Source organism: Agromyces sp. P1_H4, assembly GCF_056405255.1.
Genome location: NZ_JBFUCL010000074.1, coordinates 1 through 12,916, shown reverse-complemented (window position 1 = coordinate 12,916; position 12,916 = coordinate 1). Strand labels below are relative to the sequence as shown.

Annotated in this window: 10 protein-coding genes; 7 read left to right on the top strand and 3 right to left on the bottom strand. The window is 73.7% G+C overall.

Features of this window, described 5'->3' with window-relative positions; all coding sequences use genetic code 11:
* The 3 genes from AC1DY2_RS06915 to AC1DY2_RS06905 all read left to right on the top strand — a co-directional run.
* The coding region (locus AC1DY2_RS06915) for a Rho termination factor N-terminal domain-containing protein (protein WP_476761749.1) at nt 1–303 on the top strand (303 nt) is incomplete at its 5' end.
* A gap of 67 nt (nt 304–370) precedes the next feature.
* Nucleotides 371–4,357, top strand: coding sequence for a Pls/PosA family non-ribosomal peptide synthetase (locus tag AC1DY2_RS06910; RefSeq protein WP_476761748.1), 3,987 nt, complete (start codon nt 371–373; stop codon nt 4,355–4,357).
* On the top strand, nt 4,357–5,724 hold the full coding sequence (locus AC1DY2_RS06905; protein ID WP_476761747.1) for a M1 family metallopeptidase: 1,368 nt from the start codon (nt 4,357–4,359) through the stop codon (nt 5,722–5,724). Before AC1DY2_RS06910 ends, AC1DY2_RS06905 begins: the two co-directional genes overlap by 1 nt.
* On the opposite strand, the gene AC1DY2_RS06900 is transcribed toward AC1DY2_RS06905, so the two are convergent.
* A complete protein-coding gene (locus AC1DY2_RS06900; RefSeq protein ID WP_476761746.1) occupies nt 5,687–6,343 on the bottom strand; it encodes a 4'-phosphopantetheinyl transferase family protein in 657 nt (218 codons plus the stop codon). The genes AC1DY2_RS06905 and AC1DY2_RS06900 overlap by 38 nt on opposite strands.
* 88 nt (nt 6,344–6,431) lie before the next feature.
* Here AC1DY2_RS06900 and AC1DY2_RS06895 point away from each other — a divergent pair, with 88 nt between their 5' ends.
* The 4 genes from AC1DY2_RS06895 to AC1DY2_RS06880 all read left to right on the top strand — a co-directional run bounded on the left by AC1DY2_RS06895 (nt 6,432) and on the right by AC1DY2_RS06880 (nt 10,951).
* Nucleotides 6,432–7,949, top strand: coding sequence for a peptide MFS transporter (locus AC1DY2_RS06895; RefSeq protein WP_476761745.1), 1,518 nt, complete (start codon nt 6,432–6,434; stop codon nt 7,947–7,949).
* 90 nt (nt 7,950–8,039) lie between these two features.
* A complete protein-coding gene (locus AC1DY2_RS06890; RefSeq protein ID WP_476761744.1) occupies nt 8,040–8,834 on the top strand; it encodes a polyprenol monophosphomannose synthase in 795 nt (264 codons plus the stop codon).
* A gap of 119 nt (nt 8,835–8,953) precedes the next feature.
* A complete protein-coding gene (locus AC1DY2_RS06885) occupies nt 8,954–10,156 on the top strand; it encodes an MFS transporter (RefSeq protein ID WP_476761743.1) in 1,203 nt (400 codons plus the stop codon).
* 138 nt (nt 10,157–10,294) lie between these two features.
* A complete protein-coding gene (locus AC1DY2_RS06880) occupies nt 10,295–10,951 on the top strand; it encodes a DNA alkylation repair protein (RefSeq protein ID WP_476761750.1) in 657 nt (218 codons plus the stop codon).
* On the opposite strand, the gene AC1DY2_RS06875 is transcribed toward AC1DY2_RS06880, so the two are convergent.
* Together AC1DY2_RS06875 and AC1DY2_RS06870 are read right to left on the bottom strand one after the other, a co-directional pair.
* Nucleotides 10,948–11,829 (bottom strand): helix-turn-helix transcriptional regulator, encoded by an 882-nt coding sequence (locus AC1DY2_RS06875; protein ID WP_476761742.1) that lies wholly within the window; start codon nt 11,827–11,829, stop codon nt 10,948–10,950. The two genes, AC1DY2_RS06880 and AC1DY2_RS06875, sit on opposite strands and share 4 nt — an antisense overlap.
* 65 nt (nt 11,830–11,894) lie before the next feature.
* On the bottom strand, nt 11,895–12,916 hold a 1,022-nt coding region (locus AC1DY2_RS06870), incomplete at its 5' end, for an ROK family protein (RefSeq protein ID WP_476761741.1).

The window sequence follows — 12,916 nt, the reverse complement described above, 5'->3', positions numbered from 1 at the left end:
GCTGTGCCGAAGCCGGTGAAGGTCGCCGCTGCGCCGAAGCCGGTGAAGACCGCGGCGACCGTGAAGACGACGCAGGCGAAGACGACTCCGGCGAAGCGCGCGGCGCCGAAGGCCGCACCAGCGGCGAAGTCGACGGCCCCGAAGCCGGCGTCGGCCGCGAAGACGGCTCCTGCGGCGCCGGCCGCCTCGTCCGACCTCGCTGCGAAGAACATCGTCGAGCTGCGACGCCTCGCGCGCGAGCGCGGCGTGACCGGATACTCCCGGTTCACGAAGGCGCAACTGGTCGTTTCCCTCGGCGGCTGAGGCTTGGGATGCCGGGCGCGAGCCAAGATCGTGACCCGCCCGGCATCCGTTTCGAGCAGGAGGCCACGTGACCGCTGACGCCGCTGGGGTCCTCGACCGCTCGAGCTTCGCGCCCTCGGCGCGAACGCTGATCGACGTGCTGCGTGAGACGACGCATCGCCACCCCGACGCCTCGGCGCTCGAGGACGCGGACGGAGCCCTCAGCTACCGGGAGCTCATGGCGCGCGTGGTGCGCACGGCGGCGCGGCTGCACGCTGCGGGCATCCGTCGCGGCGACCGGATCGGCATCCGGATGCCGTCGGGATCGCGCGAGCTCTACATCGCGATCCTGGGGGCGATGGCGGCGGGTGCGGCGTACGTGCCGGTCGACGCCGACGACCCCGAGGAGCGCGCGCAGCTCGTGTTCGGCGAGGCCGGCGTGCAGGGCGTGATCACGCGCGGCGGCGTGCTCGCCGGCGCACCGGGTGCACCGGGCGCACCCCCTGCGTCGAGTGAGGCGGGCGACGCCAGGGCTGCACCGGATGCCGCACCGCCGGCCCTCTTCGACGGCGCCCCGCCGCACCCCAGCACGCACGCGATGCCGATCGCGTCGCCTCCGGAGCTCGACGATGACGCGTGGATCATCTTCACCTCGGGGTCGACGGGGACGCCGAAGGGCGTGGCGGTGACGCACCGTTCCGCGGCGGCATTCGTCGATGCCGAGGCCCGGCTGTTCCTGCAGCCCGCCCCGATCGGACCGGGCGATCGCGTGCTCGCCGGCCTGTCGGTCGCGTTCGACGCCTCGTGCGAGGAGATGTGGCTGGCCTGGCGCCACGGGGCCTGCCTCGTGCCGGCGCCCCGCAGCCTCGTGCGCAGCGGCATGGACCTCGGCCCGTGGATGGTCGCGCACGGCATCACGGTCGTGTCGACCGTGCCCACGCTGGCCGCGCTGTGGCCCGCCGAGGCGATCGAGAACGTGCGCCTGCTGATCTTCGGCGGCGAGGCGGTGCCGCCCGAGCTCGCCGCACGGCTCGTCTCGCCCGATCGGGAGGTGTGGAACACGTACGGCCCCACCGAGGCGACCGTGGTCGCGTGCGCCGCGCTCCTCGACGGGGTCGGGCCGGTGCGGATCGGCCTGCCGCTCGACGGGTGGGCGCTCGCCGTGGTGGACGCCGAGGGGCGGCCCGTCGGCGACGGCGAGGTCGGCGAGCTCATCATCGGCGGGGTCGGGCTGGCGCGCTACCTCGACCCCGAGAAGGACGCCGCCAAGTACTCCGCCATGCCGACGCTGGGCTGGGACCGGGCGTACCGGTCGGGCGACCTCGTCACGTTCGACCCCGAGGGCCTGCTCTTCCAGGGGCGCGCCGACGACCAGGTCAAGGTCGGCGGCCGTCGCATCGAGCTCGGCGAGATCGAGTCGGCGCTGCAGGCACTGCCCGGCGTCTCAGGCGCCGCGGCGGCGGTGCGCCGCACCGAAGCGGGCAACCAGGTGCTCGTGGGCTACCTCGCCGTGACCGACGGGTTCGACGCCGCAGCGGCCAGGGCTCGGCTCACCGCGGAGCTRCCGGCCGCCCTCGTCCCGCTCCTCGCCGTCGTCGACGACCTCCCGACGCGCACGTCGGGCAAGGTCGACCGCGCCGCACTGCCGTGGCCGCTTCCGGGTGTCGAGCCGGATGCCGCGGGGCTCGAGGCATCCGCCGCCTGGCTCGCCGAGCAGTGGCAGGCGGTGCTGGGCGTGCCCGTCTCTGACGCCGGAGCGAGCTTCTTCGACCTCGGCGGCGGATCGCTCGCCGCGGCGCAACTCGTCAGCCGGATCCGCACGCGCGACCCCGACTTCACCGTGGCCGACATCTACGACCATCCGAGGCTCGGCGCGATGGCCGACGAGGTCGACGCGCGCGCTCCCGACGGCGACGCCGGTGCCGCGTCGTTCCGCCAGCCGGTGCCGACGCCGCGCGGGACGCAGTGGCTGCAGACCCTCGTGGGCGTGCCGCTGTTCATCCTGAGCGGGGCGCGCTGGTTGCTCTACCTCCTCACGGCGACCGCGATCCTCGACGCGATCAGCCYCGACTTCGGCGCGCTGCCGACCGTGCCGCTGTGGCTCCTGCTCCTCGGCCTGGCGATCTTCGCCACGCCGTTCGGGCGCATGGGCATCGCCGTGGCCTGCGCCCGGCTCCTGCTCGCCGGCCTCGAGCCCGGCGACTACCCTCGAGGCGGCTCCGTGCACCTGCGCATGTGGCTCGCCGACCAGATCGCCCACCAGGTCGACGCGGTCGGGCTCTCGGGCGCGCCCTGGGTGACCAACTACGCGCGGGCGCTCGGCGCCCGCATCGGGCAGGACGTCGACCTGCACACCCTGCCGCCGGTCACGGGCATGCTCACCATCGGCGACGGTGCGGCCGTGGAGCCGGAGGTCGACCTCGCCGGCACCTGGATCGACGGCGACGTCGTGCGCATCGGGCGAATGCGGATCGGCGCCGGATCGACCGTCGGCGCGCGGAGCACGCTGCTGCCCGGCGCCCGCATCGGCCGGGGCGCCGAGATCGCGCCGGGATCCGCCGTGTTCGGTCGCGTGCCGTCGGGTCAGCGCTGGGCGGGTTCGCCGGCCGAGCGGATCGGACCCGCCGAGCTGACGAGCGACGTCCCGCCGAGGCCGCGGCGGTGGCTCCTCGCCTACGGCCTCTCCTCGCTCTTCCTGGCCCTCCTGCCGATCGCGGCGTTCGCGACGGGCGGCGCCCTCATCGCCATGGGCATCGCGGGCTCGTCCACGCTCGCCGAGGCGGCCCTCCGGGCGCTCGCCTGGCTCGTGCCGGCGACGCTCGTCGCGGGGGTGGTGTTCGCCGGACTGGTGGTCGTCTCGGTGCGGCTGCTTGCGATCGGGCTGCATGAGGGGCGGCATCCGGTGCGCAGCCGGGTGGGGTGGCAGGCGTGGACCACCGAGCGACTGATGGACGCCTCGCGCACGATCCTCTTCCCGCTGTACTCGAGCCTGTTCACCCCCGTGTGGCTGCGCATGCTCGGGGCTGAGGTCGGTCGGGGGGTCGAGGCGTCGACCGTGCTGCTCATCCCGTCGATGGCGACCATCGACGATCACGCCTTCCTCGCCGACGACACCATGGTCGCCTCCTACGAGCTGCAGCGCGGGTGGATGCGCCTCGAGCGCGCCCGCATCGGCAAGCGCGCGTTCCTCGGCAACTCGGGCATCGCCTCCGCGGGGCACCGACTCGCCAAGGATGCGCTCGTCGCGGTGCTGTCGGTCGCCCCGGCCAAGTCGAAGGCCGGGACGTCGTGGCTCGGCTCGCCCCCCGTGCGACTGCGGCGTGCGGCGCTGGAGGGCGACGAGAGCCGCACCTACCGGCCGCCGCGGCGCCTGCGCGTGGCCCGCACGCTCTGGGAGCTCTGCCGGATCATCCCCGTGTTCGTCACCTGCGCGATCGGGCTCGGCGTGCTCTTCACCCTCGGGCTGCTCACCCTGGCGTGGGGCGCGTTCGCAGCACTGCTCCTCAGCGGGGTGGTCATGCTCGTGGCCGGCGGCGTGGCCGCGCTCGTGTCGACCGTCGCGAAGTGGGTGTTCGTGGGGCGCATCCGACCGGGGGAGCATCCGCTCTGGTCGAGCTTCGTGTGGCGCACCGAGGTGTCGGACACGTTCGTCGAGATGGTGGCGGCGCCGTGGTTCGCCCGCGCCGCGGCCGGCACCCCGGCGCTCGCCGCCTGGCTGCGCACGCTCGGCGCTCGCATCGGCCGTGGCGTGTGGTGCGACAGCTACTGGTTGCCCGAGGCCGACCTGGTGACGCTGGGCGACGGGTCCACGGTGAACCGCGGCTGCGTGGTGCAGACGCACCTGTTCCATGATCGAATCATGAGCATGGACCGGGTCACGATCGAGCCGGGCGCCACGCTCGGGCCCCACAGCGTCATCCTGCCCGCGGCGCGCATCGGCGCCCATGCGACCGTCGGCCCCGCCTCGCTCGTGATGCGAGGCGAGGAGGTGCCGGTCGGCAGTCGATGGAGCGGCAACCCCATCGGCCCGTGGCGGGCCGTGCGCATCGCCGACTACCGGGCGCAGGTGCGCTGATGCACGCCTCGGAGATCKGCGCCGACACGGCGGGCGACGCGTACCTGCCGCAGAGCGGCAACGGGGGCTACCGCACCGTGTCGATCGCGCTCTCGCTGCGCTACCGCATCGCCCGCAACCGCCTCGACGGCACGGCCGAGCTGCTCCTGCACTCGAGCCAGCGGCTGGCGCGGTTCAGCCTCGACCTCGTCGGCCTCTCGGTGTCGGCCGTGCGGGTCGAGGGGCGCCGCGCCGACTTCCGGCAGGTGCAGGGCAAGCTGCGGATCACGCCGGAGCGGCCGATCGAGGCCCGCACCGAGTTCCTCGTCGTCGTCGAGTACGGCGGAGCCCCGAAGCCGCGGCGCACGCGAGCCTGGGGCGCGATCGGCTGGGAGGAGCTCGACGACGGGGTGCTCGTGGCGTCGCAGCCGTCGGGTGCGCCGACGTGGTTCCCGTGCAACGACCACCCGTTCGACAAGGCGAGCTACCGCATCCGCGTCGAGACGGATGCCGCGTACACCGTCGTGGCCAACGGCGAGCTCGAGGACCACCGGGTCGTCAGCGGCCAGGGGGTCTGGGTCTACGTGCAGCGCGAGCCGACGGCGAGCTACCTCGTGATGCTGCAGATCGGGCGGTACGTGACGCAGCGGCTCGTGTTCGACGAGGCCGAGGGCGCCGTGTACTTCCCCCGGCCGCTGGAGCGACGCGTCGCCGCCGACTTCGCGCCGGTGCCCCGGATGCTCGCGACGTTCGAGGCGGCGTTCGGCCCGTACCCGTTCGAGCGCTACGCCGTCGTCGTGACGGCCGACGCCCTCGAGATCCCACTCGAGGCGCAGGGGCTCGCGGTCTTCGGCGCGAACCACATCGACGGCCACGGCGGCGAGGAGCGCCTGATCGCCCACGAGCTCGCCCACCAGTGGTTCGGCAACAGCGTCGGCCTCGCCCGCTGGCAGGACATCTGGCTCAACGAGGGGTTCTGCTGCTACGCCGAATGGCTGTGGGCGGATGCCTCGGGCGCGGCCCCGATCGACCGGATCGCGCGCGACCACCACGCCCGCCTCTCGCGGCTGCCCGAGGACCTGCTCATCGGCGACCCGGGCGCCGCGCGCATGTTCGACGACCGCCTCTACAAGCGCGGCGCCCTCACCCTGCACGCCCTGCGGCTCCTCGTCGGCGACGACGCCTTCTTCGCGGTGCTCCGCGAGTGGACGACGCGGCACCGGCACGCCACGGCCACCACCGCCGACTTCATCGCGCTCGTCTCCGAACTCACGGGGCGTCCGGTCGGCACCTTCTTCGAGACCTGGCTCCACCGTCCCGAACTCCCGCCCCTGCCGCCGGGAGCGCGCCTCAGCCCGGCGGTGGAACCGGTCCCACCGCGACGCTGACGAGACACCCGGCGATCCGCCGATCGATCAGGCGATAGGGCGTCGGCTCGCCGGCGATGCGCGCGATGGTCCCGTGCACGACGACCGAGGCGGGATCCTCCCGCAGGCCGCGTCCGTCGGCCTTGAGCACGGCCTCGGCGCGCACCCAGCGGCGCACCACCGTGCGAGGTGAGCCGCCGAGAACGGCAGCGAGGTCGGAGCGCCGGGCGCGGTCGTCGCCGTGCGCCGCGGAGGGACGCTCCACGTCGACGCCGACGGGGACGCCGGCGGGTGCGAGCGCTGCGATCACGAGCCCCGGGCAGGACGCGAGGCTGACCTCGGGCGGCGGGCCTGCGGCATCCGGCCAGCGCAGCCGCGGTCGCCCGTGCTCGGCTCCGCAGCGATCGCACACGGCCGTGACGGTCACGTCTTCGGCGCGGACCTCGCCCGCCGCGGCGGCGAGGTCGCGCGCGAGCAGGCGACCCAGCAGGAAGCGGTCGCGCCGTCCGGGCGCGACGATGCTCGCCGCGCGCTCGCGCTCGGCCGGCCCCAGCAGCCGCTCCGCGCGTACGCGGTCGAACGAGCCGGGATCGCCCCACGCGAGGCGCACGATCCCGATCGTGGTCGTCCCAGCCGGCATGGCGCCAGTCCACCATCGCCGCCGCCACCGGGGCAAGCGGGGTGTTCGTGCTCGCGGCATCCGCTCGGGGAGGAGTACCCTTCCCCCCATGGGCAGCGTCATCGAACCTGCCCCGGGGGAGCACGAGCCAGGCCAGCCGGTCGTCACCGACGACGCCGAGCGCGACACCTCGGGGGACCACGGATTCTTCGGGCAGCCACGGCCGCTCGTGCACATCTTCGGCGTGGAGATGTGGGAGCGGTTCAGCTTCTACGGCATGCAGGGGATCCTGCTGCTATACCTGTACTACTCGCTCTCCGACGGCGGTCTCGGCGTCGACCAGGCCGTCGCCGCGGGCATCGTCGGGGCGTACGGCGGGGCGGTCTACCTCTCCACGATCCTCGGCGCGTGGATCGCCGACCGGCTGCTCGGCTCCGAGCGGGTGCTCTTCTACAGCGCCATCGTGATCATGGGCGGCCACATCGCGCTCGCCGCGCTGCCCGGGTTCCTGGGCGTCGGGGTGGGTCTCGTGCTCGTCGCGTTCGGCTCGGGCGGGCTCAAGGCGAACGCGACGAGCGTGGTCGGCACGCTCTACTCCGAGCACGACCCGAGGCGCGACGCCGGGTTCTCGCTGTTCTACCTCGGCATCAACCTCGGCGCGTTCCTCGGCCCGCTGATCACCGGCCTCGTGCAGGACACGTGGGGATTCCACTGGGGCTTCGCCGTCGCCGCGATCGGCATGGCCATCGGCCTCACCCAGTACGCGTTCGGACGCAAGGGGCTGCCGGCCGTGGCATCCGTGGTGCCGAACCCGCTGCCGCGCTCGCGGCGTGGCCTCATGATCGGCGTCGCCGTCGCGGGCATCCTGCTCGTCGTCGTGCTCGTGCTGACCGGCCTGCTGAACGCCGGCAACATCGCGACCTGGGTGGTCGGCGCCACGATCGTCGCCACGATCTCGTACTTCGTGGTCATCCTGCGCAGCCACCGCATCACCTCGGTCGAGCGCAGCCGCGTCTTCGCGTTCATCCCGCTCTTCATCGCGAGCGTCGCGTTCTGGTCGCTCTACCAGCAGCAGTTCACCGTGCTCACGATCTACGCCGACGAGCAGCTCGACCGGAGCATCTTCGGCTGGGTGATGCCGGTGCCGTGGGTGCAGTCGATCAACCCGGTCTTCATCATCGTGCTGTCGGGCGTATTCGCCGCGATGTGGACGAAGCTCGGCGAGCGCCAGCCGTCGACACCCGTGAAGTTCGCGCTCGGCACCGTGCTGATGGGCCTCGCGTTCCTGCTGTTCCTCCCGTTCGCCGACGGCGGTCCGAGCTCCACGCCGCTGCTCTGGATGGTGCTCATCCTGCTCGTGTTCACCGTGGCCGAGCTGCTCCTCTCGCCGGTCGGGCTGTCGGTCGCCACGAAGCTCGCGCCGGGGGTGTTCCACACCCAGATGGTCGCGCTGTTCTTCCTCTCGGTGGCGCTCGGCACGTCGATCGCGGGCGTGCTCGCGCAGCTCTACACGGTCGTGAACCAGACAACGTACTTCGCGGTGCTCGGCGGCATCGCGGTCGTGCTCGGCGCGGCGCTCTGGTTCGGCCGCAAGCCTGTGCTGCGGCTCATGGCCGGCGTGCGCTGACGCTCGGTGCGCTGACGCTCCCTGCCGCACTCCACGCACGGCGTGGGCGGTTACGATAGCGCGGACACGCCTGCGCGAGTGAGGGAGCGAATGGCCGGCACACTCGTCGTGATACCGACCTACAACGAGCGCGAGAACCTCGCCGACATGGTGGCCCGGGTGCGCGCGGCGGTGCCCGCGGCATCCGTGCTCGTCGTCGACGACTCGTCGCCCGACGGCACCGGCGAGCTCGCCGACGAGCTCGCCGCGGCAGACGCGGCGGTGGCCGTGCTGCACCGCACCTCGAAGGACGGCCTGGGCGCGGCCTACCTGGCGGCCTTCGGCTGGGCGCTCGAGCGCGGCTACGACCCCATCGTGCAGCTCGACGCCGACGGCTCGCACCTGCCCGAGCAGCTGCCCCGCCTGCTCGGGGCGCTCGAGCGCGCGGATGCCGCGGGCCGGCGTCCCGACCTCGTGATCGGCTCGCGGTGGGTGCCGGGCGGTTCCATCGAGAACTGGCCGCGCCACCGGGAGCTGCTGTCGAAGTGGGGGAGCGCCTACGCCCGCATGGTGCTGCGGCTCGACACGCGCGACGCGACCGCGGGCTACCGGGCGTTCCGCGCGGCCGGACTGCGCCGCATCCGCCTCGAGGACGTGCACACCCGCGGCTACGGCTTCCAGGTCGACATGCTCTGGCACGCGCGGGAGGTCGGGCTCACCGTCGTGGAGGTGCCGGTCACGTTCGTCGAGCGCGTGCGCGGCCACTCGAAGATGAGCCCGGCGATCGTGCTCGAGGCGATGGTGCGGGTCACCGTCTGGGGCGTGCGATCGCTGTTCGGTCCACGGCGCCCGAAGGCGTCGGCGGCCGACGGCAGCGGGTCGGCGGCCGGCCACACCCGGGCCTGACCGCCGTTCGCCGCCGGTGCGACGTCGCTTCCCGGAGGAACGGTCGGGTCGTGGCGACGATCGGTCGGGTGCGAGCGGATGCCGCGCGCGAGGCTGGGATGCGAACCTGAAGGAGTCCCATGTCAACGAACACGCTGTCGACGCCGGTGCACCCGGCGCCCGCCACGGTCGGCCGCCTGCCCCGCACGGCGTGGCTCGCCGTGGTCTCGCTCGGGCTCGGCATCTTCACGCTCGTGACGAGCGAGTTCCTGCCCGCCAGCCTGCTGTCTCCGATCGCCGCCGACCTCGGCATCTCCGAGGGCGCGGCGGGCCAGCTGGTCACCGCGACGAGCATCAGCGGCATCATCGGCGGCCCGCTCATCGTGTCGGCCCTGCCCCGCGTCGACCGACGGTGGGTGATGACGGGGCTCACGACCCTCGCGATCCTGTCGAACGTGCTCGTCGCCCTCTCGCCGGCGTTCGGCCTGATGCTCGCGTCGCGGCTGCTGCTCGGCCTCGCGCTGTCGGGCTTCTGGGCGATGTCGCTCGCGGTCACCGCGCAGCTCGTGCCGGCCGACCGGCTCGGTCGTGCCATGACGATCGGGAACGCGGGGGTCTCGCTCGCCACGATCGCCGCCGTGCCTGCCGGCGCGTACTTCGGCGAGCTGCTCGGGTGGCGCGCGGTGTTCCTCCTCGCCGCGGCGGCAGGGCTCGTGACGCTCGCCGCGCAGCTGGCCACGCTGCCGTCCATCCCGCCGAGTGGCGCTCCCGGATTCCGCACGCTGCTGCAGACCGCGCGGATGCCCGTCGTCGCCACCGGCATCCTCGCCATCGTGCTCATCGCCGGCGGCCACTTCATGGGCTTCACCTACCTGCGCCCGGCGTTCGAGGGCGTCAGCGGCCTCACGCCCGAGCTGCTCGCGCTCCTGCTCCTCGTCTACGGCGTCGCCAGCTTCGTGGGCAACGCCGTCGCCGGTCCGCTCGCCGATCGTCGCCTGCCCGTGCTGGTGATCGCGGCGCCCGTCGCGATCGGCGTGGGCACGGTGGTGTTCGCCCTGCTCGGCTCCAGCCTCCCGCTCGCCTTCGTCACCGTGTTCGTCTGGGGCGTCGGGTTCGGCGCGGTGCCCACGATGGTGCAGACGTGGATGGCGCACGTCGCGCCCGAACGGCTCGAGAGCGCCGGCGGACTGGTGGTCGCGGCATTCCAGATCGCCATCACGATCGGCGCGGCCGTCGGCGGCCTGCTCATCGACTCCGTGGGCGTGCAGTGGGCCTTCCTCGGCGGCGGCCTCGCCGCGGTGATCGGCGCGGCCGTGCTGAGCTGCGCTCGCCGGCGCGTGTAGGCGGCGCTGCCCGAGCGGCCCCGGGCGCTCGACCTTCGATCGCCCGGCCTCGCTCGTATGCTGGGATCGCGGGGCAGCGAAGCGGAGGAGATCGTCGTGGCGGTACAGTCGGCACCGGAGATCACGGTCGGCCGGGTCATGGCCGACCTCGCCGCCCTCGAGGATCCGAAGATCCGGGCGGTGAACGAGCGCCACGGCGACGACCACGGCGTCAACCTCACCAAGCTGCGGGCGGTGGCCAAGCGCCTCGGCACCCAGCCCGAGCTCGCCGCCGAGCTCTGGGCGACCGAGGACACGCCCGCCCGTCTCGTCGCCATCCTGATCGGCCGGCCCAAGGCGTACACGGCGGCCGAGCTCGACGGCATGCTCCGCGACGCACGCGTGCCCAAGGTGCACGACTGGCTCATCAGCTACGTGGTCAAGAAGAACCCCCACGTCGAAGAGCTCCGCGTCGCCTGGTTCGCCGACCCCGATCCGGTCGTCGCGAGCGCCGGATGGACGCTGACGAGCGACCGCGTCGCGAAGAGCCCGGACGGGCTCGACCTGCCCGGCCTGCTCGACGTCATCGAGGCGCGCATGAAGGACGCACCCGACCGCCTGCAGTGGGCCATGAACGAGTGCCTCGCCGCCATCGGCATCCACCACCCCGAGTACCGCGCCCGGGCGATCGGCATCGGCGAGCGGCTCGAGGTGCTCAAGGACTACCCCACGCCGCCCGGCTGCACGTCACCGTTCGCGCCGATCTGGATCGCCGAGATCGTGCGCCGCCAGGACCTCGGTTCGGCGCGGGCCTAGGCGACCGTCGCCACGGCGCCGCGACGCCACCGGCTCGGCGCAATGCCCGCGTGGCGTCGGAACGCACGGCTGAACCCCGCGTCGCTCTCGTAGCCCAGCCGGTACGCGATGTCGGTCACCGGAACGCCGGCACGCAGCATCCGCTCGGCGTGCTCCATGCGCACCCGGGTGAGGTAGCGCGCCGGGGTGTCGCCGACCGCGTCGCGGAACTGCTCCGCGAACTGCGAACGGGAGGCGCGTGCGAGCCGTGCCAGCGACTCGACCGTCCACGGCGAGCCGGGGTCGTCATGGATCGCCGCGATCGCCCGGCCGAGATGCGGGTCGGCCGGCGCGGCGAGCCAGTCCCGGGCGTCGCCGCAGCCGCGTTCCAGCCAGATGCGCACGGCGGCGGAGGCCACGACGTCGGCCAGCCGCTCGATCACCGAGCCGCTGCCGGGGCGGTCGGCCGACGCCTCGCGGTGCATCGTCTCGAGGAGGGAGGCGAAGATCGGCTCGTCGACGCGGAACCCGCACGTGAACAGCACCTCGGGCATCACCCGAGGGTCGATGGCGTCGGCGCCCTCGAGGGCGAGCGCCCCGCTGAGCAGCCGCGTCTCCCGTTCGGCGTGCACGTCGACGCCGCCGCCGTGCGGGAGCAGCACGAAGTCACCGGCCTGCATGCGGAGCGGTTCGACGCCGGTGCGGCGGAGCTCCACGGCACCGGTCGCGACGTAGTGGAATCGGATGCCGCGGCCGCCGTCGTGCCGCACCGAGCCCGCGTCGAGCACCTCGTGCCCGAACTCGCGGACGCTCCAGTGCAGGCGGCGCAGCACCGCGTCGATCCCGTGCTGGGGATCGACGAACCCGACGGGCACCGGCCCGGCGTCGGTCGCACTCATGAGTGGTGCAAGCGTGCCGGCCGGGGAATCATTCCCCCGCGTCGGCCGACGACGGGAGTACCGCGTCAGCCGGCGAGCAGGAGAGGTTGTGCGATGAGGCGGTCGCGGGCGCGACGGCGCGCTCCGAGGAACCCCGCGTCGGGCCCGACCCGCGCGGCGATGATGCTGGGGATCGGCTCGAGCGCGCCACCCCCGATGGTCGGGCGGTTCGAGCGGTAGGCGGTGTCGATGTCGCCGATGAACTGCGACCAGTACCCGCCGACGACGACGATCGCCGGGTCGAGGGTCGGCACCACGAGCTGCAGTGCCCGGCCGATCCAGAGCGCCGCGTCGAGCCACGACCAGCGCGCGCGGTCCTCCCCCGCGGCGATGCGGGYGGCGAGCTCCTCGAGGGCGGCGGTGTGACCGTGCTTCGCGGCGAAGGCGTCGAGGCCAGCCCGTTCGAGCACGATGCCCGGCGCCGCCACCGTGGCGAGGCATCCGCGCTGCCCGCACTCGCAGCGTACGCCGCCCTGCACCACCGGCAGGTGGCCGAACGAGGCGGCGAGCCCGTGCGCGCCGACCAAGGCGCGTCCGCCCGAGACGGCGGCGGCCGTCACGCCGGTGTCGCCCTCGAGGTAGAGCACGTCGTGCACGCCCGGTAGTTCGGCGTATTCGGCGGCAGCCGCGGCGACCGCGGCCGGCTCGACGCTGAGCGGCAGGAGCAGGCGCGACTCCATCGCCACGAGCGCCGGCGTGCGGGCGCGCAGCTCGCCGAGCACGTCGACCGGTTCGGCGCCGAGGCGGGCGTCGGTGATCACGACGGGCGGTGCGCCGGCGACCGCGCCCTCGACGAGCACGGTGATATCGGCGATCGGATGCTGCGCCCGCTCCGCCCGGGCCAGTGCCCGTGCGAGCGCGAGGCCGAGCGCATCGAGCGCGACCGCGGCATCCGATCGTGCGTCGTCGGGTTCGGCGTCGATCGGGACGGCGAAGCGCGCGAGCTCCTCGCCCGAGAGGGCCGCGATCGTCGCGACCGCCTCGTCGGGCCGCAGCAGCGTGGTGACGATCACGTGGTCGGCGGCGGAGAGCGAGAGCGGCGTGGCCC